Annotated in this window: 15 protein-coding genes and 1 riboswitch; of the genes, 5 read left to right on the forward strand and 10 right to left on the reverse strand. The window is 71.8% G+C overall.

Annotated elements, in window-relative coordinates; all coding sequences use genetic code 11:
- Positions 1 to 52: 52 nt before the first annotated feature.
- Positions 53 to 1,204, forward strand: a complete 1,152-nt coding sequence (locus AB5J73_RS38110) for an FAD-dependent monooxygenase (protein WP_370963661.1) — start codon at positions 53 to 55, stop codon at positions 1,202 to 1,204.
- Here AB5J73_RS38110 and metH read toward each other — a convergent pair.
- Positions 1,186 to 4,830, reverse strand: a complete 3,645-nt coding sequence (metH, locus tag AB5J73_RS38115) for a methionine synthase (RefSeq protein WP_370963662.1) — start codon at positions 4,828 to 4,830, stop codon at positions 1,186 to 1,188. The two genes, AB5J73_RS38110 and metH, sit on opposite strands and share 19 nt — an antisense overlap.
- A gap of 14 nt (positions 4,831 to 4,844) precedes the next feature.
- Positions 4,845 to 4,923: riboswitch (S-adenosyl-L-homocysteine riboswitch) on the reverse strand.
- A 294-nt stretch (positions 4,924 to 5,217) separates the two neighbouring features.
- Between metH and AB5J73_RS38120 the strand changes: the two genes are divergently transcribed.
- The gene (locus AB5J73_RS38120; protein WP_370963663.1) at positions 5,218 to 6,075 is read left to right on the forward strand and encodes an LLM class F420-dependent oxidoreductase; all 858 of its coding nucleotides are present in this window, start codon (positions 5,218 to 5,220) and stop codon (positions 6,073 to 6,075) included.
- Positions 6,076 to 6,144: 69 nt separating this feature from the next.
- On the opposite strand, the gene AB5J73_RS38125 is transcribed toward AB5J73_RS38120, so the two are convergent.
- Positions 6,145 to 7,530 carry a sugar porter family MFS transporter gene (locus AB5J73_RS38125; RefSeq protein ID WP_370963664.1) on the reverse strand — a complete coding sequence of 462 codons (1,386 nt, stop codon included), beginning with the start codon at positions 7,528 to 7,530 and terminating at the stop codon, positions 6,145 to 6,147.
- Between the two features lie 250 nt (positions 7,531 to 7,780).
- Here AB5J73_RS38125 and AB5J73_RS38130 point away from each other — a divergent pair, with 250 nt between their 5' ends.
- Positions 7,781 to 10,495, forward strand: a complete 2,715-nt coding sequence (locus AB5J73_RS38130) for a cellulose binding domain-containing protein (protein ID WP_370963665.1) — start codon at positions 7,781 to 7,783, stop codon at positions 10,493 to 10,495.
- 308 nt (positions 10,496 to 10,803) lie between these two features.
- Here AB5J73_RS38130 and AB5J73_RS38135 read toward each other — a convergent pair whose 3' ends face one another.
- Genes AB5J73_RS38135 through AB5J73_RS38155 form a run of 5 tightly spaced genes read right to left on the reverse strand, consistent with a single transcriptional unit; the run spans position 10,804 to position 15,698 of the window.
- The gene (locus AB5J73_RS38135) at positions 10,804 to 11,805 is read right to left on the reverse strand and encodes an NAD(P)-dependent alcohol dehydrogenase (protein ID WP_370963666.1); all 1,002 of its coding nucleotides are present in this window, start codon (positions 11,803 to 11,805) and stop codon (positions 10,804 to 10,806) included.
- Positions 11,806 to 11,831: 26 nt separating this feature from the next.
- The gene (locus AB5J73_RS38140) at positions 11,832 to 12,533 is read right to left on the reverse strand and encodes an HAD family hydrolase (protein WP_370963667.1); all 702 of its coding nucleotides are present in this window, start codon (positions 12,531 to 12,533) and stop codon (positions 11,832 to 11,834) included.
- Positions 12,530 to 13,333 carry a carboxymuconolactone decarboxylase family protein gene (locus tag AB5J73_RS38145; protein WP_370963668.1) on the reverse strand — a complete coding sequence of 268 codons (804 nt, stop codon included), beginning with the start codon at positions 13,331 to 13,333 and terminating at the stop codon, positions 12,530 to 12,532. The genes AB5J73_RS38140 and AB5J73_RS38145 overlap by 4 nt, the downstream gene beginning before the upstream one ends.
- Before the next feature lie 35 nt (positions 13,334 to 13,368).
- Positions 13,369 to 14,253, reverse strand: coding sequence for an AfsA-related hotdog domain-containing protein (locus AB5J73_RS38150; protein WP_370963669.1), 885 nt, complete (start codon positions 14,251 to 14,253; stop codon positions 13,369 to 13,371).
- A complete protein-coding gene (locus tag AB5J73_RS38155) occupies positions 14,250 to 15,698 on the reverse strand; it encodes a hypothetical protein (RefSeq protein WP_370963670.1) in 1,449 nt (482 codons plus the stop codon). Before AB5J73_RS38155 ends, AB5J73_RS38150 begins: the two co-directional genes overlap by 4 nt.
- 584 nt (positions 15,699 to 16,282) lie before the next feature.
- Here AB5J73_RS38155 and AB5J73_RS38160 point away from each other — a divergent pair.
- Positions 16,283 to 17,431 carry a cellulose binding domain-containing protein gene (locus tag AB5J73_RS38160; protein ID WP_370963671.1) on the forward strand — a complete coding sequence of 383 codons (1,149 nt, stop codon included), beginning with the start codon at positions 16,283 to 16,285 and terminating at the stop codon, positions 17,429 to 17,431.
- A gap of 1 nt (position 17,432) precedes the next feature.
- Here AB5J73_RS38160 and mgrA read toward each other — a convergent pair whose 3' ends face one another.
- Entirely contained in the window at positions 17,433 to 18,428 is a 996-nt protein-coding gene (gene mgrA, locus AB5J73_RS38165; RefSeq protein WP_370963672.1) for an L-glyceraldehyde 3-phosphate reductase, read from the reverse strand.
- A gap of 137 nt (positions 18,429 to 18,565) precedes the next feature.
- The gene (locus AB5J73_RS38170; RefSeq protein ID WP_370963673.1) at positions 18,566 to 19,780 is read right to left on the reverse strand and encodes an AGE family epimerase/isomerase; all 1,215 of its coding nucleotides are present in this window, start codon (positions 19,778 to 19,780) and stop codon (positions 18,566 to 18,568) included.
- Positions 19,781 to 19,936: 156 nt separating this feature from the next.
- Between AB5J73_RS38170 and AB5J73_RS38175 the strand changes: the two genes are divergently transcribed.
- Positions 19,937 to 20,998: a lytic polysaccharide monooxygenase gene (locus AB5J73_RS38175; protein WP_370963674.1), complete on the forward strand. Its 1,062-nt coding sequence runs from the start codon at positions 19,937 to 19,939 to the stop codon at positions 20,996 to 20,998.
- A gap of 115 nt (positions 20,999 to 21,113) precedes the next feature.
- Here AB5J73_RS38175 and AB5J73_RS38180 read toward each other — a convergent pair whose 3' ends face one another.
- A complete protein-coding gene (locus tag AB5J73_RS38180) occupies positions 21,114 to 22,061 on the reverse strand; it encodes a LacI family DNA-binding transcriptional regulator (RefSeq protein ID WP_370963675.1) in 948 nt (315 codons plus the stop codon).
- Between the last annotated feature and the right edge of the window lie 131 nt (positions 22,062 to 22,192).

Here is a 22,192-nt window from a genome sequence, read left to right on the forward strand (position 1 = left end):
CCGTCAGCGCTTCGTCAGGGGCCGGTAAGCGTCCCTGGCGAAGCTCGGCGGCATGAAGAACCTCTCCGTCCTGATCTCCGGCGCGAGCATCGCCGGCCCCGCGCTCGCCCACTGGCTGACCCGCTACGGCTGCACCGTCACCGTCGTCGAACGCGCACCGGCGGTGCGGCCCGGCGGGCAGGCCGTCGACTTCAAGGGCGCCACCCACCGGACCGTGCTCGACCGCATGGGTATCCTCGGCGACGTCCTCGCGCGCCAGACCGGCGGGCAGGACCAGACGATCGTCGACGCCACCGGGCGGCCGCGGGCGGTGATCCCCGGCGAGTTCACCGGCGGCGACATCGAGATCCGCCGCGGTGACCTGGCCGGGATCCTCGCCGCGCACACCGACTGCGAGTACCTGTTCGGCGACACCGTCACCGCGCTGACCGAGACGGCGGACGGCGTCGACGTCACGTTCGCCGACGCCGGGCCGCGCCGGTTCGACCTCGTCGTCGGCGCGGACGGGATCCACTCGAACGTCCGGCGGCTGGCGTTCGGCCCGGAACGCGACTACGTCCGGTACCTCGGGTACCACTACGCGCTGGCCGAGCTCGGCGAGGACGTCGCCGACGGTGAAGCGGTGATGTACAACGAGCCGGGCCGGATGGCGGCGGTCGGCGGGCCCAAGGCTTCGGCGTTCTTCGTCTTCGCCGCACCCGAGCTGGACTACGACCGCGGCGACACCGAGCAGCAGCGGAAACTGCTGATCGACGCCTACCGCGGCGCCGGCTGGCGGGTGCCCGAGCTGATGGCCAAGGTCCCCGGCGCCCGCGAGTTCTACCTGGACTCCCTCAGCCGCGTCACGATCGACCGCTACTCCCGCGGCCGCGTGGTGCTGCTGGGCGACGCCGCCTACGGCAACACCCTGGGCGGGTTCGGGACCGGGCTGGCGATCGTCGGTGCCTACGTCCTCGCCGGGGAACTGCTCGCCGCGGACGGCGACCACCGTGCCGCCTTCGCCCGCTACGAAGACCGGTTCCGCGGCTACGCCGAAGTCGCCCAGCGCGGCAGCGCGGGCCCCTTCCTCGCACCGCCGTCCCCGCTGCGGATCAAGCTGCGGGACTGGACGTTCAAGTCTCGCTTCCTGCTCGGTCTGATGCTCAAGGCGACCGACAAGTTCGCCACGGACATCGAGCTGCCGGACTACGCCTTGGGCTCGTAGGCCAGGTTGGGCCGCAGCCACTGCTCGACCTCGGCCACTTCGACGCCCTTGCGCCGCGCGTAGTCCTCGATCTGGTCGCGGCCGAGCCGCCCGACGGTGAAGTAGCGGGAGTCCGGGTGGGCGAAGATCAGCCCGGACACGCTCGCCGCCGGCGTCATCGCGTACGACTCGGTCAGCGCCATGCCCAGCTCGTCCGATCCCAGCAGCTCGAACAGCTCGCGCTTCTGGCTGTGGTCCGGGCTCGCCGGGTAGCCCAGCGCCGGGCGGATGCCGCGGAACCGCTCCGCGTGCAGGTCTTCCAGCAGCGGCTCGGCGTCGGGCTCGAACCAGTCGCGGCGCGCCCGCAGGTGGATGTGCTCGGCGAAGGCCTCGGCGAGCCGGTCCGCCAGTGCCTTGACCATGATCGCGCGGTAGTCGTCCTGCTCGGCCTCGTACTTCGCGGCGAGCTCGTCGGCACCGTGGATGGCGACGGCGAACCCGCCGAGGTGGTCGCCCACCGGCGCGATGTAGTCGGCGAGGCAGCGGTTCGCGCGGTCCGCCGGCTTCGACGTCTGCTGCCGCAGCATGGGGAACCCGACGTGCGCGTAGTCGCCGTCGAGCAGGATGTCGTCGCCTTCGCGGTGCGCCGGCCAGAACGCGTACGCGCCCTTCGCGCGGAAGCTGCCGTTCGCGATGATCTCGTCGAGCAGCGTGTTCGCGTCGTCGAACAGCTCACGGGCGACCGGCTGCTCCAGGATGGCCGGGTACTTGCCCTTGAGCTCCCAGGCGAGGAACAGGAACTGCCAGTCGACCATCTCGCGCAGCTCGGTGATGCTCGGCTCGACGACGCGGCGGCCGGTGAACGCCGGGGTCGGCAGGCCGTCGAACGACACCTTCTCCGGGTTCGCGCGCGCCTGCTCCAGGGTCAGCATCGGGCGGCGCTGCTTGCTCGCGTGCTGCTCGCGCAGCACCTCCTGGTCGGCCCGGTTCTTCTCGGCCAGCGCGATCGACCGGTCCGCGTCGAGCAGGTCCGACACCACGCCGACCACGCGGGAGGCGTCGAGCACGTGCACGGTCGCGTTGTCGTAGGCCGGGGCGATCTTGACCGCGGTGTGCTGGCGCGACGTCGTGGCGCCGCCGATCAGCAGCGGCAGCTTCAGCCCGCGCCGCTGCATCTCCGTGGCGACCGCGACCATCTCGTCGAGCGAGGGCGTGATCAGCCCGGACAGCCCGACGGCGTCGGCGCCCTCGGTGACCGCGGTGTCGAGGATCTTGCCGGCGGGCACCATCACGCCGAGGTCGATCACCTCGTAGTTGTTGCAGCCCAGCACCACGCCGACGATGTTCTTGCCGATGTCGTGGACGTCGCCCTTCACCGTGGCGAGCACGATCTTGCCCTGGCCGCCGGTCGACGCGAGCCGGCCCTCCTGGCGCGCCTTCTCCTTCTCCGCCTCCATGAACGGCTCGAGGTAGGCGACGGACCGCTTCATCACGCGCGCGCTCTTGACCACCTGCGGCAGGAACATCTTGCCGGAGCCGAACAGGTCGCCGACGATCTTCATGCCGTCCATCAGCGGGCCCTCGATGACGTCGAGGGGGCGGGCCAGCTGCTGCCGCGCTTCTTCGGTGTCGTCCTCGATGAAGTCGACGATGCCGTGCACCAGTGCGTGGGACAGCCGCTCCCCGACCGTGCCTTCGCGCCAGGACAGGTCGACGACGCGCTTGGTGCCGCTGCCCTTGACGTTCTCGGCGAAGCTCACCAGCCGGTCGGTGGCGTCTTCGCGGCGGTCGAACAGGACGTCCTCGACCAGTTCGAGGAGGTCCTTCGGGATGTCCTGGTAGACCGCGAGCTGGCCGGCGTTGACGATGCCCATGTCCAGGCCGACCTGCACGGCGTGGTAGAGGAACGCCGAGTGCATCGCCTCGCGGACGACGTCGTTGCCGCGGAAGGAGAACGAGAGGTTCGAGATGCCGCCGCTGATGTGCACGCCGGGGCAGCGTTCCTTGATCCGGGGCAGCGCGTCGATGAACGCCTTCGCGTAGCCGTTGTGCTCGGCGATGCCGGTGGCGACGGCGAGCACGTTCGGGTCGAAGATGATGTCCTCGCCCGCGAAGCCGGCCTTCTGCGTGAGGATGTCGTACGCGCGGCCGCAGATCTCGACCTTGCGGTCGGCGGTGTCGGCCTGGCCCTGCTCGTCGAAGGCCATCACGACGACACCGGCACCGTAGTCGCGGATGGTGCGCGCCTGGGCCAGGAAGGGCTCCTCGCCCTCCTTGAGGCTGATCGAGTTGACCACGCCCTTGCCCTGCAGGCAGCGCAGCCCGGCTTCGAGCACGCTCCACTTGGAGCTGTCGACCATCACCGGGATCCGCGCCACCTCGGGCTCGGTGGCGATCAGGTTGAGGAACGTGGTCATCGCCTGCTCGGAGTCGAGCAGGTCGGCGTCCATGTTGACGTCGAGCAGGTTGGCGCCGCCGCGGACCTGCTCGAGCGCGACGTCCACGGCGCCCTGGTGGTCGTCGGACTCGATGAGCCGGCGGAACCGCTTGGAGCCGGTGACGTTGGTGCGCTCGCCGATCATCACGAACCCGGTGTCGGCGCCGATGCCGAACGGCTCGAGCCCGCTGAACCGGGTGTGCGTGCGCGGTGCGGGCACCTCGCGCGGGCCGGCTGCCTTCGCGGCGGCCGCGATCTTCTCGATGTGCGCCGGCGTCGTGCCGCAGCAGCCGCCGACCAGGTTGACCAGGCCGTCCCGGGCGAAGCCGCCGATCAGCCCGGCGGTCTCCTCGGGCGTCTGGTCGTAGCCGCCGAAGGCGTTCGGCAGCCCGGCGTTGGGGTGGCAGGCGACGTAGGCGTCGGCGATCCGGGCGAGCTCCTCGACGTGCGGGCGCATCTCTTCGGCGCCCAGCGAGCAGTTCACGCCCACGACCAGCGGTTTCGCGTGCTCGACCGAGCTCCAGAACGCCTCGACGGTCTGGCCCGAGAGCGTCCGCCCGCTGAGGTCGACGATGGTCACGGAGATCCACAGCGGCAGGTCCGGCGCCACCTCGCGGGCAGCGGCGATCGCGGCCTTGCAGTTCAGGGTGTCGAAGATCGTCTCGATCAGCAGCAGGTCGACGCCGCCTTCGGCGAGCCCGGCGATCTGCTCCGCGTAGGACGCCTTGACCTGCTCGAACGTGACCGCCCGGTACGCCGGGTCCTCGACCTTGGGCGACAGGCTGAGCGTGACGTTGAGCGGGCCGATCGAGCCCGCGACGAACCGGCCGCCGAACTCGTCGGCAGCCTGGCGGGCGAGCTGCGCGCCGCGGACGTTCATCTCGTGGACGTGGGACTGCAGCCCGTAGTCGGCCTGGCCGATGCTGGTGGCGGTGAAGGTGTTGGTCGTGGTGATGTCCGCGCCCGCGGCCAGGTACTGCCGGTGGACGTCGAGGATGACGTCCGGGCGGGTGAGGTTGAGCAGGTCGGGGTCGCCGGTGACGTCGTGGGTGTGCTCGCCGAAGCGGTCGCCGCGGTAGTCGGCGGGGGTCAGCCCGGCACCTTGCAACATGGTGCCCCAGGCGCCGTCCAGCACCGCCACCCGCTGGTCGAACAGCTCGCGCAGGCGCGCTGTCGAGTCGAACGCGGTGGACTCTCGCGGGGTGTTCACCGGCAGCCTCCCTCAGTCGGGAGGCGCCCTTGGTTGGTCAATCCCGGCCGAGCGTGGCGGACCAGGTGGTCCGTTGCAGCGCCTCTCGGCCTGTGGTCCACGGTATCGGATCCGGGACCGGGCACGCCATCCCGCCCCACCCGGGTGTCCACTGACTGGGACACCTTCTGTCCACAAAGGATTGACACGTCGCCTCCCCGTTCGTCGCGGGTCCCTCCACCGTGCCCGTGACGTGACCCGTCGCTCTGCTCCCCGCCTGCCCGGTCCCGCCGCGTCGAGCGCGACTCGACCGGCACTGGACAAGGTCACCAAGAGTACTCGATCGGCGACCCTCCGCAGCACCGGCTCGACCTTGAAAACTGAAACACGTTCTAATACGCTCGCCCCGTGGACTACGGAATCGTGCTGTTCACCAGCGACCGGGGCATCACCCCGGCGGCCGCCGCGCGCGTCGCGGAGGCCGCCGGGTTCGCCACCTTCTACGTGCCCGAGCACACGCACATCCCGGTGAAGCGGGAGTCCCCGCACCCGCGCACCGGCGACGCGTCCCTGCCCGACGACCGCTACAGCCGCACCCTCGACCCGTGGGTCGCGCTGGCGACGGCCGCCGCGGTGACGTCGCGGATCCGGCTGTCCACGGCGGTCGCCCTGCCGGTGGAGAGCGACCCGATCACGCTGGCCAAGACGATCGCGAGCCTCGACCACCTCTCCGGCGGCCGCGTCACGCTCGGCACGGGCTTCGGCTGGAACGTCGACGAGCTCAACGACCACGGCGTGCCGGGCAACCGCCGCCGCACCGCGCTGCGGGAGTACCTCGAGGCGATGAGTGCACTGTGGACGGAGGAGGAAGCGGCCTACGACGGGGAGTTCGTGTCCTTCGGGCCGAGCTGGGCGTGGCCCAAGCCGGTCCAGGCGCACATCCCGGTGCTGCTCGGCGCGGGCCCGACGGAGAAGACGTTCCGCTGGATCGCCCGCCACGCCGACGGCTGGATCACGACGCCGTCCGACACCGACCTCGACGGGCACGTGGCGTTGCTGAACGAGATCTGGGCCGCGGAGGGCCGCACGGGAGCGCCGCGGATCTGCGCGCTCGGCGAACGGCCGGATCCGGAGCGGCTGGCGCACCTGGACGCACTCGGGGTCACCGAGACGATCTTCGGGCTGCCGGACCGGGCCCCGGAGGAAGTCGAAGCGTGGGTCGGCCGCCTCGCCGGCAAGCTCGGCCTGGCCGCCCCAGTGGGCTGAAGGGGACGTTCCTGTCATGTGACGACAGGAAAGTCCCCTTCAGCTCATCAGATGAGATGAACGTCCCCTTCAGCCCTTCGCGGCCACCCCTTGCCGCGCGCGGAGGTCGAGCTCGATCTGCTCCAGCGTGCGGCCCTTCGTCTCCGGGACCAGCCACTTCGTGAGCACGAACAGCACCACGTTGATCCCGGCGAACAGGAACATCGAACCGCCGATGCCGAGGGACTTCGGGTCGGAGATGATCGGGAACACCGCGCTGACGATCCCCGTCGCCGCCCAGAGGACCACGCTGCTCACGCCCATGCCGGCCGCGCGGACCTTGAGCGGGAAGACCTCGGACATCATCACCCAGACGACCGCGCCCCAGCCGAGCTCGTAGCCGACCAGGTACAGCACCATCATCACCAGCATCAGGATGCCGCGCAGGCCGGTGTCGTGGACGTTGAGCACGACCAGCCCCGCCGCGGTGAGCGTCAGCACCATGATCACGTTGCCGATGAGCAGCAGCGGCTTGCGGCCCCAGCGGTCGACCACGAACACGACCCACGCGGTGAACAGGAACTTCGTGACGCCCAGGAGCACGCCGGACAGCAGCGCGGCCTGGGTGGCGAAGCCGAGCCCGATGAGCATGGTCGGGAAGTAGGCGTTGATCGCGTTGACGCCGCTGAACTGCTGGCCCACCGCGAGCAGCACGGCGACGAACAGCATCGGCCGCACCCAGCCGGCGAACAGGTCGCGGAACCGCGGCTTCTCCTCGGTGTCCATCCGGATGACGTCGCGGATGGTCGAGATCTCCTCGTCGAGGTTCACCGAGTTGCCGTGGGCGCTGGCCAGCACCCGCCGGGCCTCCTCCTCGCGGCCGTTCTTGACCAGCCAGCGCGGTGTCTCGGGCAGGAACGCCAGCCCGACGAGCAGGATCGCCGCGGGCACGATCGCGCCTGCGAACATCCAGCGCCACGCCGAAACCGGGCCGAGCCAGTAGCTCACCAGGAACGCGATCAGGATGCCGCTGACGATGAAGATCTGGTTCAGCGCGCCCATCGCGCCGCGCAGCCGGGCCGGCGCCAGTTCGGACAGGTACGTCGGAACCGTCGACGAAGAAAGCCCGATGCCGAGCCCGATGACCAGGCGGGAAAGCACGAGCAGCGTGAACGTCGGCGAGAACGTCGCCGCCAGGGTGCCCACGATGACGATCGCCGCGGCGACCATGATCGTGCGGCGCCGGCCGAGCGCTTCGTTGGTGCGGCTGGAGAACAGCGCACCGACGATGGCACCGACCGACAGGCTGGCGGTGATCACGCCCTTGTCCCAGCTGGTCAGCGCCCACAGCTTCCCGATGAACGGGAGCACCCCGGAGATCACGCCGAGGTCGTAGCCGAAGAGGATGCCGCCGAGCGCACCGAAGAAGTACAGGGTGGTCCGGCTGATGTGCCGCGCCGGGGCTGTCTGCGTCATTGCCGGGTCGCCTCTTTCGTAGGTCCAGTCCAGCCAGCGGGCACCACACTCACACGCCGGAAAAATCCCGACAAGACGCTGCGTGATAACAATTCAGAAACCTGATCGTCGTTCACATATGTGACACCGCAAAAGCGACCTCGAATCCACTGTGGACAGTTCCGGCAACGAAATCATCGAACGCTTTACAACGTTCAAAGGCCTGGTTTACCGTCCCTCTGGAAGCGCTCCCAGAGTTGTGGAGGCCGACGTGAGACGACTGCTTTTTCCCAGCGCACCACGGGCTCGCCGGCTCCTCGCGGCGGCACTCGCCCTGCTCCTGCCCACCGCCGTCGCGATCACCGCCGGCGCACCGGCCGCCCCCGCCGCACCGGCGTCCTACGCCTGGCGCAACGCCGAGATCGGCGGTGGCGGGTTCGTCCCCGGCATCGTCTTCAACCAGACCGAACCCGGGCTCGTCTACGCCCGCACCGACATCGGCGGCGCCTACCGCTGGAACCCCTCGACCGGGCGCTGGCTCCCGCTCCTCGACTCGGTCGGCTGGACCGACTGGGGCCACAACGGCGTCGTCAGCCTCGCCACCGACGCCGTCGACCCGAACCGGGTCTACGTCGCCGCGGGCATGTACACCAACAGCTGGGACCCGAACCCCGGCGCGATCCTGCGCTCGGCCGACCGCGGCGCCACGTGGCAGGCCGCGACACTGCCGTTCAAACTCGGCGGCAACATGCCCGGGCGCGGCATGGGCGAGCGGCTGGCGATCGACCCGAACCGCAACAGCGTGCTGTACCTCGGCGCGCCCAGCGGCAACGGGCTCTGGCGCAGCACCGACTCCGGCGTCACGTGGGCGAAGGTGACCAGCTTCCCCAACCCCGGCGACTACGCGCCCGACCCGAGCGACCCGTCGGGCTACTCCAGCGACAACGAAGGCGTCACCTGGGTGACGTTCGACCCCTCGACCGGCGCCCGCGGCAGCACCACGCAGACGATCTACGTCGGCGTCGCGGACAAGCAGAACACCGTCTACCGCAGCACCGACGGCGGCGCGACCTGGGCGCGCCTGGCCGGCCAGCCCACCGGCTACCTGGCGCACAAGGGCGTCCTCGACCCGGTCGGCGGCTACCTCTACCTCGCGACCAGCGACACCGGCGGCCCCTACGACGGCGCGAAGGGCGACGTCTGGAAGTACGCCACGAAGACCGGCGCCTGGACGCGGATCAGCCCGATCCCGGCCGAGTCCGCCGACGACTACTTCGGCTACAGCGGCCTGACGATCGACCGGCAGCACCCGAACACGCTCATGGTCGCCACGCAGGTCTCGTGGTGGCCGGACGTGATCTTCTTCCGCAGCACCGACGGCGGCGCCACCTGGACGCGGATCTGGGACTGGACGAGCTACCCGGACCGCTCGCTGCGCTACACCCAGGACATCTCCTCGGTGCCGTGGCTGTCCTTCGGCGTCCAGGCCGCTCCCCCGGTGCCGTCGCCGAAGCTCGGCTGGATGACCGAGTCCGCGGAGATCGACCCCTTCGACTCGAACCACCTGCTCTACGGCACCGGTGCGACGATCTACGGGACGGCCGACCTCACGAGGTGGGACAGCGGCGGGAAGATCACGCTCAAGCCGGTCGTCGGCGGCCTCGAAGAGACCGCGGTGCTCGACCTGATCAGCCCGCCCTCGGGCGCTCCCCTGCTGTCCGGCCTCGGCGACATCGGCGGGTTCCGGCACGACAGCCTCGACGCCGTCCCGGCCACGATGTACACCCAGCCGGTCTTCACCACGACCACCAGCCTGGACTACGCGGAGCTGAACCCGGCGACGATCGTCCGGGCCGGCACGCTCGACCGGAGCGCCCGGCCGAACGACAACCGGATCGCGTTCTCCACGGACGGCGGCAAGAACTGGTTCCAGGGCGCGGAACCGTCCGGCGGCGCGAGCGGCGGCACGGTGGCCGCGGCCGCCGACGGCAGCCGGTTCGTGTGGAGCCCCGACACCGGCGCGGTGAGCTACTCGATCGGTTTCGGGTCGTCGTGGACGGCTTCCACCGGCCTCCCGGCCGGCGCGGTCGTCGAATCCGACCGCGTCGACCCCAAGCGGTTCTACGGGTTCGCCGCCGGCAAGTTCTCCGTCAGCACCGACGGCGGCGCGACCTTCGCCGCGACCGCGGCCACCGGGCTGCCCACCGGCTCCGCCCACTTCAAGGCGCTGCCTGGGGTGGCCGGCGACGTCTGGCTCGCCGGCGGCTCGGGTGCGACGTACGGCCTCTGGCACTCGACCGACTCCGGAGCGTCCTTCACGAAGCTGACGGGGGTCGCCGAGGCCGACAACATCGGGTTCGGCAAGGCCGCCACCGGCCGGACGTATGCGACGTTATACACGATCGCCAGGATCGGGGGCGTGCGCGGGATCTTCCGGTCGGACGACGCGGGCGCGTCGTGGACGCGGATCAACGACGACCAGCACCAGTACGGCAACATCGGGGCGGCGATCAGCGGGGACCCGCGGGTGTACGGCCGGGTCTACGTGGGCACGAACGGGCGCGGCGTGATCGTGGGCGACTCCGGGGGCACCGAGCCGCCACCGACGACGACCACGGCCACGACGACCACCCCGCCCACCACCACGACCACGCCGGCGCCGTCGGGGTCCTGCTCGGCGGCCTACACGGTCACGAACCAGTGGCAGGGCGGGTTCCAGGCGGCGGTGAAGGTGGGCAACACCGGCACCGCCAGCGTGACCGGCTGGACGGTGGCGTGGACCTACGCGGACGGCCAGCGGGTGACGCAGGCGTGGAACGCGCAGGTCACCCAGACCGGCACGGCGGTGTCGGCGGTCGACGCGGGCTGGAACAAGACGATCCCGGCGGGCGGCAGCGCGGAGTTCGGCTTCACCGGCACGTCCGGCACGTCCAACACCCGGCCCACCGCGATCTCCCTCAACGGCCGGCCCTGCACCACCACCTGAGCCCGCCACGGCAGGTCGTGAGTGGGGAACAGGGTCAGAACGGGCGGGAAGGGGGTTTCAACCCACCCCCAGGCGGTTGAAACCCCCTCCCCGCGCCCCCAGTCCCGGACGCTCCGCCCGAGCAGCCGCAGCCTGCTCGGGCGATGTCCTGGTGTCCACCACTCTCCCTGGTGCCGACAGCGGCCGCCATTCCTGCCGAAACGCGACTTTTTCGCCCGAACCCACCACCGCTGACCTGCGAAAAGGAGGGCACCGGGTACGGATATACCCAGCCGGGACGGCAAAAGTTACCCGGGACGGCGGGCCGTTCAGTCGCTTTCGAGCACGACCTTCCCGATGTGGCTGCCGGACTCGAGGTGCTTGAGCGCCTCTTCGACCTCGTCGAAGGCGAACCGCCGGTCGATCACCGGCCGGAGCCCGGTGTGCTCGATCGCCCGGTTCATCGCCTGGAACGTCTCGCGGGAGGCGTTGGTGAGCCCGCGCAGGGTCAGCTGCTTGACCAGCACGAGGATCGGGTCGGCGGCGCCTTCGTGGGTCAGGACGCCGGCCACGCTGACGTGCCCGCCGTAGCGCGCGGCGATCATCGACTGGCCGATCGTGCCGCCCCCGCCCACGTCGACGACGTGGTCGACGCCGCCGCCGGTCAGCTCGGCCACCGCGGCGCCCCACTCCGGCGTCGTCGCGTGGTTGAGCGTCCGGGCGGCACCCAGTTCGCGGAGCCGCTCGAGCTTCTCGTCCGAGCTGGACGTCGACACGACGTGGGCGCCGCCGAGCGCGGCGAACTGCAGCGCGAACGTCGACAGGCCGCCGCTGCCCAGGGTGAGCACGGTCTGGCCCGGCACGAGCCCGCCTTCCTCGACGACCGCGCGCCACGCCGTGACACCGGCGCTGGGCAGCGTCGCGGCTTCGGCGTAGTCGAGGTGCGCCGGGACGCCGACCAGCGCGTCCTCGGCGAAGACGGCGTACTCGGCGAGCACGCCGTCGAGGGTGCCGGCCAGGTCGTCCGCGGTCTTCTCGGGCGTTCCCGGCCCGGACAGCCAGTCCGGGAAGTAGGTAGCGGCCACCCGGTCGCCGGTGACCCAGGCGCGCACGCCGTCGCCGACCGCGACGACCTCGCCCGCGCCGTCGCTCAGCGGCACGACGTCCGGCTTGACCGGCTTCGGGTAGAAGCCCTTGGCGATCATCAGGTCGCGGGCGTTGACCGCCCACCCGCGCAGCCGGACCAGGACCTGCCCGGGACCGGGTTCGGGCACGTCGCGCTCGCCCAGGACGAGCCCGGCGCCGGGACGGGGCAGGGAAAAGTACTTCACGGGGGCTCCAAGGGTGCGGGGAATCCTCAACGAAGCCAGTGTGTCGAAGTCGCGAGCTCCGCGTCGACGATCGCCACGAGTTCGGGCGTCAATTCGGCGAGCGACGCCGCGAAGTGCCGGACGCCGTGGCCGGCCATGAACTCCCGCTGCCGCGCGTGGGCCGGGCTCGACGGGAACCCGATGAACCCGGCGCCGTGCGCGCGGGCGTCCTCGGCCACCCGGCTGACGTCGTCGACGAACACGACCTCGTCGAAGCCGGCGCCGAGCACGGTCCGGGCGATGTGGTCGACGCCCGGGCGGTGCTCGTTGATGCTCACGTACGGCACCTCGGGGTCGAGCAGGTCCACGAAGTCGCCGAGGTACCGGTCGAAGGTGTGCTCGCGGGTCCGGCCGCCGTAGCAGACCAGCCGCAGGGGGAGCTTCGAGAGCGCTTCCAGGCAGTCCCACGCCCCTTCGGCGACGCGGATCGGATGCTCGGCGAGGTACTCCTGCCGCGCCGCCCAGAGCTGCTTGAGCGTCTCCTCGGCCGGCTGGTCGAGGCCGCACAGCGCGGTGACCTTTTCGGCGACGACGATGTCGCGCAGCCCGATCACGTCCCGCTCGGCCGCGGCGTCGTAGACCCCGCCGTGCTCGGTGACGAACCGGGCGATCATGGCCAGGTAGGTGTCGTCGATGAGCACGCCGTCGCAGTCGAGCGCGACGACGCGCAGCTTTTCGAGCGCGCTCACCGCTGCGCGAACACTTCGCGCGCGGCGCCGATCGCGTTGAGCGCGGCCGGGAACCCGCAGTAGAACGCCAGGTGCAGGACGGTCTCGACGGCCTCCTTCTCGGTGCCGCCGACGTTGAGCAGCCCGTGGATGTGCACCTTCAGCTGCGGCAGCGCCGTGCCGAGCGCGACGCACGCGGCGATCGTGACGAGCTCGCGGTGGCGCAGGCTCAGCCCCGGCCGGCTGTAGAGCTCGCCGAAGGTGAACTCGATGATGTAGGTGGCCAGGTCGGGCGCGATGTCGGCCAGTGCGGCGGCGACCTTCTCCCCCGCCTCGCCGTCGACCGCCTTCATCGCGGCCAGGCCGCGCTCGTAGCGGTCTTCGATCCCCGCCCACGGCACTTCGGCGGGCTCGGGCGCCGGCTCGTCCGCCGGCAGGCCCTCGAACGCCGCCTTGAGCGCCGTGAGCGCGTTGAGCGTGGCGGGGAACCCGGCGAACGAGCTGACGTGGATGACCGCCTCGACCAGCTGGCGCCGGGTGCAGCCGACGTTGAGCGCGGCCTTCGCGTGGAACTGCAGCTGCGAGCCCGCGTAGCCGAGCGCGGTGAGCGCGGCGACGGTCGTCAGCTGCCGCTCCGGGAGCTCGAGCCCGGGCCGGTGGTAGACGTCGCCGTAGATGAACCCGACGCACTGCTCGCCGAACTCGGCCTCGCCGATGCTCGCGAACAGGTCCAGCACGGCCGGCCGGTCCACCCCGCCGAGCTGCTGGATGAGTTTCAGTCCCTGGGCGAAGGACGCCGAACGGTCCGGCTCTTCGGACATCGTGGTGTGGTTTCCCTTCCGGAGTGGGTTTCGGCTCAGCCGAGGTAGGCCCGGGTGGCCTGGTCGGCCTTGCGGCGTTCCAGGGCGTCGATGCGCCCCTGCGCGATCATCGAGTACTCGATGACGGCGGTGGCCACGGTGCGCCCCTGCTGGCGCACCGCCGTGGTGGCGCGGAACTTCAGGTTGGTTTCGCGGCCGAGGTCGGACTCCTCGATGAGCGACTCGACCGTGGCCGGGAGCGGGAACAGGAAGTCCTGGAAGGACAGGTCGATCCGCTTCCAGACCCCCGCGTACGCGGCCGTGGCCAGGCCGGGGCGGATCGCGGTCTCGAACTGGGCGATGCAGATCTGCCGCATCGCCTCGACGATCACGATGCCCTGCACGTGCTCGCCGGTGTGGTGGTCGAGGATGAGCTCGTTGTCGCGGTGGATCCGCAGCTCGGCCAGGCAGTACCCGGCCGACGGGCTGTGCACGCCCGCCAGCAGGACGTTCTCGGGCCGGTCCTTGTGCACGAGCACCGAGCGCTCCGGGACGCGCCGGAACGCCGCCGGGTCCGCGAAGGTCACGGTGATCCCGCTCTTCTCGCGGGCCGCTTCGAGCAGGTCGTGGTCGGTCGCGTCGACGCCCTGGCCGAGGTGGACGACCCAGTGGCCGGCGTCGGTGTCGGCGTCCGGGTCGCCGGCCGCGAGCAGGGCCAGGAGGCCGGACACGGTGAGCACCCGGTCGCCACGGGCGAACTGCGCGAAGCGGTCGGCGACGACGACCACGTCCCGGCGGGTGTGGCCTTCGAGCACCCAGGTGTCGCCGGGCGCGGTGCCGGTGCGCTCCGGCGCCGCGGCTGCGGGCGAGGCACCCTTCAGGCGCGGGGTGTCGTCCGGCGCCACCGAGGGCGTCTCCGCCCGGGTCGGGTCGCCCGTCACGGGCGCGCCGAAGCGTGGGCGTCCAGGACCGCCTCGGCGAGGTTGCGAGCCGTCACCGCCTTGCGCCAGCGGGGCTCGTTCAGCTCCGTCGCGAGCACCTTCAGCATCGCGTGCACCATGTCCGGCTGCTTGCCGACGTCCGCGGCCAGCACCTGCTCCACCTGCGCGGCGGCGCCGTCGAGGTCGCCGAGCCTCAGGTGCGCGCGGCCCGTGTCGATCCGGATCATCGGGTCCATGGCCTCCCAGCGGTGTTCCAGAGACAGCTTCTCGTAGGCCTCGCGGGCGGTCGTGAACTCGCGCAGCGCGGCGGACGCCTGCCCGACCGACAGCAGCGACGTCCCGGCCATGTAGTGCCGCCGGTCCTTCGTGATGTTGAAGAACCGGTCTTCGCCGCCGGCCCCGAGGTCCGGGTCTTCGATCGTGGTCCAGCGCGCGATCGCGTCCAGCACCTGCGGCTCGGCCTGCACCGACGACCAGCCGCGCGCTTCGGCGAGGATCAGCGGCGCGTCCGTGAGGCGCCCGCCGACGTGGTAGCTGAGCCCGTCGGCGGCCAGCCGCGCGGACTCGACGCCGTTGCCCGACCAGAACGCCACCCGCGCCTGCGACGTGCGCACCCAGCGGCGGGCCAGGAAGTCGTCGGCGTACTGGGTGTAGAGCCACGCCGCGGAGTTCAGCTGCCGGGAAAGCCGGTAGCGGCCGAGGTCGCCCGCGATCCACGCCATCATCGCCGAGCACTTCGCCCCGACGAGCAGCAGGTCCTGGGTCTGCTTCGGCCGCTGCCGCCCCTTCAGCAGCGCCGAGGTCCGCTCGTCGATCACGGCGAGCTGGCCGAGGATCGCGTCGGGCGCGGTGCGGGTGTAGGCCCCGCCCAGGAAGTCCAGGTCGGACCACAGGTCGTCGAGCTGGACGTCGTCGACGTTCGTGGTGGTCCGCTGAATCGCGTCATCGAGCGCACTTGCCCCGATCTCGTCGTCCGGGCCGGCTTCGACGCGTGCGGCGGTGCGAGCGGGCGGCGCGGCCGACGGCGCCACCGCGGCCGGTTCCGCGTCGGCGTGGTACTCGGCGAGGTCCTTGGCCGGCAGCTGCTCGAGATCTCGCAGGCCCAGCAGCGATTTCCAGCTCGTGCCGTAGACCCCGGCCAGCACCCGCAGGGCCGCGACGGTCGGCCGCACGCCGCGTTCGGGCCACTGCTCGTACTCCCAGATCCGGGTGCCGCGCATCCCCGCGCGGGGATCGCCGGTCGCGGCGTTGTAGTGGTGCGCCGCGACGTCGAGCGAAAGCTCGGACGCCAGCCGCCACGCGGTGCGCGGCGGAATCCCGCATTCGACCACCAGGTTCTCCGCCACCCGGGCCGGAATCGCCTCTTCGGGGAAGCCCAGTGCGGCCAGCCGCTCGCGCAGTTGTGCACGGTACGGCTTACTCCCTGGCTTGACCTGTCGGCTCATCGTTCACCCAGTGCGGTTCGGAGTACTGGTGCACACGGAAGACAGTACCCCAGCGTGACAGCGGGAGCCCAGGGCGTCACCGATGCCGGGACAGTGTGATTTCCGAGATGTTGAGCCCGCAACAAGGGTTTTGGCACGCGGCTTCGACGCGCGCGCGGGCCGATCCGTTCCACATAGGACTCGAACGTTCAGGCGGAGATGGATGAGAGCGCTCCCATCCGGCCGGGTCGCCCCCTCCTCGCCACCCCGGGGTGATCTTGGACCGGATTCCCGGAATCCACCCCAACGGCGGCACCGGCGGGCCGGCGGCGGTAGCGCAGCGCGACCACCGCACCCGTTGCCCGCCAACGGGTGCGGCCGTTCAGTACGGTTCAGTGCCCACCCGCGGGTGCGGGGGCACCGGAAACCGGGCCACCGGATCGCGGCGCGTCCGGGTCCCGCTTTACAAGAGCGACATGCGGGGGTTACTTTTTCGGCGGCTGGAAGCGCTCCCATGCCAGGTCGCCTCGCCAGAACGCGGCCACCACCCAGGGGCGTCGTGGTGCAGGCCACGGCGCCCCTGTCCGCGTCCCGGGAGGATCCCGATGCCCCGCAGGTTCGCCGGCGCCCTCGCCGCACTCTGCCTCGCCGCGGCGGGCACCACCGCGGTCCTCGCCGCCGGCCCGGCCGCCGCCGCGCCCGCCTGCTCGGTCGCCTACCGGGTCAACCAGTGGCAGACCGGCTACACCGCCGACCTCACCGTGACCAACGGCGCGACCACGCTCCCCTCGTGGACCCTCACCTGGCACTACGCCGGCGGCCAGACCGTCACCTCGGCGTGGAACGCCACCGTCCACCAGACCGGGACCGCCGTCAGCGCGGAAAGCCTGCCCTACAACGCCGCCCTGCCCGCCGGCGGTTCGGTGTCCTTCGGCCTGCAGGGCACCGGCAGCGGCCCCGATCCCACGGACTTCGCGCTCAACGGCGTCGCGTGCGGCGACCCCGCTCCCCCGGCCACGACGACCGCCACCACGCCGATCACCCTGCCCACGACGACGACGTCGGCGCCACCGCCCGCGGGCTGCGCGGACGCCGCGCTCTGCGACGACTTCGAGCAGCAGACCGGCGGTACCCCGGGTGGCCGGTGGACCGTCGGCGCGGCGAACTGCCAGGGCACCGGAACGGTGACCGTCGACGCCTCGGTGGCGCACTCGGGCAGCCGCTCGGTCAAGGTCACCGGCCAGGGCGGCTACTGCAACCACGCGTTCCTCGGCACGGCCGTGACCGGCTCCGGCGCGCTGTACGGGCGGTTCTGGGTCCGGCACACCACGGCGCTGCCCGCCGGGCACGTCACCTTCCTGGCGATGCGCGACAGCACCGACGGCAAGGACCTGCGAGCCGGCGGGCAGAACCGCGCGCTGCAGTGGAACCGCGAGTCCGACGACGCCACCCTGCCCGCGCAGAGCCCGGCCGGCGTCGCCCAGAGCGTCCCGCTGCCCACCGGCACCTGGTCGTGCTTCGAGTTCCGGCTCGACGGCGCGGCCGGGCAGCTCCGGACGTGGCTGGGCGCCGCCGAAGTGCCCGGGCTCGTGGTCGACGGCGTCCCCACCCCCGACGTCGACCAGCAGTGGCTCGCCCGGTCCTGGCACCCGGCGGTGACCGACCTGCGGCTCGGCTGGGAGAGCTACGCCGGCGACGCCGACACGCTGTGGTTCGACGACGTCGCCGTGGGCCCGTCCCGGATCGGCTGCTGAGCTACCGGGCGGCGAGCCGATCGATCTCGGCCAGCTCGTCGTCGGTGAAGTCCAGGTTCGCGGTGGCCGCGACGGTGTTCTCCAGCTGCGCGACGCTGCTGGCGCCGATCAGCGCGGACGTGACGCGCCCGCGGCGCAGCACCCAGGCGATGGCGAGCTGGGCCAGCGTCTGCCCGCGCCGCTCGGCGACGTCGTTCAGCGCGCGGATGGTGCCCAGCGTCTCCCCGGTGAGCCGGTCGCGGGTGAGGAACGGGCTCGCGCCCGCCGCCCGCGAGTCGGCCGGGACGCCGTCGAGGTAGCGGTCGGTCAGCAGGCCCTGGCTCAGCGGCGAGTACGCGATCGAGCCGACGCCGTGCTCGTCGAGGGTGTCGAGGAGCCCGTCCTCGACCCAGCGGTTCAGGATCGAGTACGACGGCTGGTGGAGCAGCAGCGGCGTGCCCAGCTCGCGCAGCACCCGGATGGCGGCTTCGGTCTGCTCGGGCGAGTAGTTGGAGATCCCCGCGTACAGCGCCTTCCCCGAGCGGACGGCGGTGTCGAGGGCGCCCATGGTCTCCTCGATCGGCGTCTCCGGGTCCGGGCGGTGGGAGTAGAAGACGTCGAAGTGGTCCAGTCCGGTGCGGGCCAGGCTCTGGTCCAGGCTGGCGAGGAGGTTCTTGCGCGACCCCCATTCGCCGTACGGGCCGTCCCACATCAGGTAGCCCGCCTTCGACGACACCAGGATCTCGTCGCGGTACGGGCGGAAGTCGGCCGCGTAGTGCCGCCCGAAGTTCGCCTCGGCCGCGCCGGGCGGCGGGCCGTAGTTGTTGGCCAGGTCGAAGTGCGTCACGCCGAGGTCGAACGCCCGGCGCAGCACCGCGCGCTGGACGTCGAGGGGCTTGTCGTCCCCGAAGTTGTGCCACAGCCCGAGCGACACGGCGGGCAGCTTCAGCCCGCTGCGCCCGGCCCGCCGGTACGGCATGTCCGCGTACCGGTCCCCGGCGGCGGCGAAAGGCGACATGGTTCTCCTCGATCGACTGGTCGTGCGCAGTCTAGCTACGCGGCCCGGTTCGGCGACCAGCGAGCTGAAGGGGACGTTCGGCTCATGAGATGCGAGGAAAGTCCCCTTCAGCTCATGAGACGCGCTGAACGTCCCCTTCAGCCCGGCGGCGCCGGGGTCCAGCTACGCGGGGCGAGCGCGCCGGCGAACGACGCGGCCGGTGGCAGCGCGGGCAGCAGCGTTGCCTGGTAGGCGTGGTAGATGTCCGGCTTGCCCGCCCACACCGTCGCGGCCGGGCGGTTCTCCGGGTCGAGTTCGTGGTGCCACGAGCCGCGTTCCCGGTCGGCGAAGCAGGCCTCGGCGTGCGCGCACCACTCCTGGAACCGTTCGAGGTACGCCGGCTCGCCGGTTTCCTGGTGCAGCGTCCACGCGGCGGCGATCGCCTCGGCCACGACCCAGTGCAGCCGGGTGCGCACGACCGGCGTCCCGGCGAAGTCGGTGGTGTAGACGAACCCGGGGCGCCCGTCGACGGCCCAGCCGGTCCGGGTGGCGGTCTCGAACAGCGCCGCCGCGTCCGGGACCAGCCAGTCCGGGGCGTCGCCGCCGAGCGCGCGCTTGAGGTGCACGGCCAGCCGCGCCCACTCGAAGAGGTGCCCGATCGTCGCGCCGAACGGGCGGAACGGGTGCGCGGGCTCGGCCCGGTTGAACTCGAGGCGGACCCGCCAGCCCGGGTCGTAGTGCTCGGGCAGCAGCCAGCCGTGCGCGCGGGCCTCGCCGTGCACCAGATGGTCCACAATGGACAGCGCACGGCGGGCCCAGACCCGGTCGCCGGTGACGTCGGCGGCGGCGAGGAACGCCTCGACGGTGTGCATGTTCGCGTTGGCCCCGCGGTAGTCCTCCAGGTGCGTCCAGCCGCGGTCCCAGACGTCGGCGACGAGTCCCGGTCCCGGTTCCCAGAAGCGGCGTTCGACGACGTCCAGCGCCTCGGCCAGCAGTTCTTCCGCGCCCTCGGCCCCGGCGGCCGCCGCGCTCGACGCGGCCAGCACGACGAAGGCGTGCTCGTACGCGCGCTTCTCTGACAACGTTGTCGACGCGTACCAGCCCCCGTGGTCCGGGTCGCGGAGCAGGCCGGTCAGCGCCTCGACACCGTGGGCGACCTGACCCTCGGCCGGCGCACCCTGCAGTTGTGCGAGCGCGAAGACGTGCGTCATCCGGCAGGTGATCCAGGTTTCGACGGGCCGGTCGAGCACCGGCCGCCCGGTGTCGTCGAGCCAGGCGAACCCGCCGCCGGGGTGCGCCGCGCGGGCGGCGAATCCGAGCAGCCGGAGGGGTTCGGCCCGCACCCAGGCGGGGACCGGAGACGGACTTTCCACGCTGTGCCTTTCTCGGTGATCGACGACCTCCGCCAACGTAGGCCAAGGCGGCCACCCCGGTCACCGCGGGCTGTTCCGGAAGTGACCGCCACCGCGTAAGCTGACCTTGAGAGCGCTCCCAGTCTTCGACGCACGCTACCCGACGAAGGGACAGACGTGACCAGGAGACGAAGTACGATCCTCGCCGCCGTCACCGTGCTGCTGGCGAGCCTGACCGCCATCCTGCTGAACACCGGCACCGCCGAGGCGCACGGCGCCATGATGAAACCGGGCAGCCGGACGTTCCTGTGCTGGCAGGACGGGCTCAGTTCGACCGGCCAGATCATCCCGCAGAACCCGGCCTGCTCGGCCGCGGTGACCACCAGCGGCGCCAACTCGCTGTACAACTGGTTCGCCGTCCTGCGCTCCGACGGCGCCGGGCGCACGCGCGGCTTCATCCCGGACGGGAAGCTCTGCTCCGGCGGCAACCCGGGCTACGCCGGCTTCGACCAGGTCGGCGACTGGCCCCTGACCCACCTGACGTCCGGCGCGACGTTCGACTTCTCCTACAACGCGTGGGCCGCGCACCCGGGCTGGTTCTACACCTACGTCACGAAGGACGGCTGGAACCCGAACCAGCCGCTGACCTGGGACTCGCTGGAGGACCAGCCGTTCCTGACGATCGACCACCCGCCGGTCACCGGCCAGGTCGGCACGGTCGAGGGCCAGTACAAGTGGAGTGGCGCGCTGCCGTCGAACAAGTCCGGCCGGCACATCATCTATTCGGTGTGGAAGCGCTCCGACAGCGCCGAGACGTTCTACGGCTGCTCGGACGTCACGTTCGACGGCGGCCACGGCGAAGTCACCGGCGTGAAGGACCCGGGCACGCCGACGACGACGCCGACCACGCCGACCAGCCCCCCGCCGCCGGACGGCTCGTGCATGGCGATGTACGAGATCACCAACGCGTGGAGCGGCGGCTACCAGGCCACGGTGACGGTGATGAACCACGGCACGACCGCGTACAACGGCTGGCAGGCGGGCTGGACCCTGCCCGCGGGCCAGACGGTCGGCAGCGTCTGGAACGGCACGCTGAGCCAGTCCGGTTCGGTGGTGACGGTCCGCAACGCCGACTGGAACGGCCGGATCGCCCCGGACGGCCAGACGACATTCGGGCTGGTCGTCAACGCGGCGGGCAGCAATCCGGCGCAGCCTTCGCCATCCTGCCGGGGAACCTGACCGTCCGCTGTGGACAGCCCAAGCGCCCCAATGTGGCGTTCGGTGCGTCTGACGCACCGAACGCCACATTGGGTGCACTGGATGCACCCAACGCCACATTGGGGTGCTCCGGGGCTCACGGCCTCGCGGGTCCGGTGCTTCCGCGGGTGATCAGCGCGGGGCGCGGCGCGCACACGTCCACCGCCGCCTCGCCCACCAGGAGCTCCCGCAGCACCACCGCCGCGAGGGCGCCCAGCTCCGCCAAGGGCCGCCGGACCGCCGTGAGCGCCGGGCGGACCAGGCGGCACAACGGCGAGTCGTCCCAGGACACCACCGAAACGTCGCCCGGCACCGCCAGGCCCAGCTCGCGGGCCGCGGCGACGGCGGCGACCGCCAGCACGTCCGTGTCGCAGACCAGCGCCGTCGGTGGACGGGGCACCGCCAGCAGGCGGTGGGCCACCCCGGCGCCCGCCTCTGCCGTGCTCGCGTCGGCTGTGCCCACCTCCAGGAAGCCCATGCGGGCCGCCGCCGCGGTGAACGCGTCCGCGCGGGCGCGCGGGTCGGCGAAGACCGCCGTGCCCGCGATCCGGACCACCCGGCGGTGCCCGAGCGCGGCCAGGTAGCCGAGCACCTCGCCGGCCGCCGCGGCGTCGTCCACCCACACCGACGGGACGCCCGGTGGCCCGGGCGGTCCGCCGAGCAGCACCGCGGGCACACCGGGCGCCGGCACCGCGCACCGCGGCCCCGCGAGCAGCAGCCCGTCCACCTTGCGGTGCCCCGCCCCGCGGACGGGCAGCAGCAGCGACACCGGCCCCAGCTCGCGCTCGACGCCCTCCAGCAGCGCCACCAGGAACGGCTCGACGCCGAGCACGTCCGGGGGCCGGTCGAGGACCAGGCCGATCGCCCCGGTCCGGCCGCCGGCCAGCGCCGCGCTGCTCGGCGCCCAGCCGAGCCGGCGGGCGATCTCGGTGATCCGCTGCCGGGTCGCCTCGGAGACGCCGGGGCGGCCGTTGAGCGCGTAGGAGACGGCGCCCTTCGACACCCCCGCTTCTCGCGCGATGTCAGTGATCGTCGGCCGCTTCACCGCGCTCCTCCGTTCGCCCGGTGTCCGTCCGGACACCCGCCGTCGCGCACCTTGACACCCGCCGCACCCGGAACGAGACTCCCTTCCGGGAGCGCTCCCAATCACGAGGGAGTGAGTCGTGGACGGGGAGT

It is taken from the genome of Amycolatopsis sp. cg9 (genome assembly GCF_041346945.1).
Lineage (GTDB): Bacteria > Actinomycetota > Actinomycetes > Mycobacteriales > Pseudonocardiaceae > Amycolatopsis.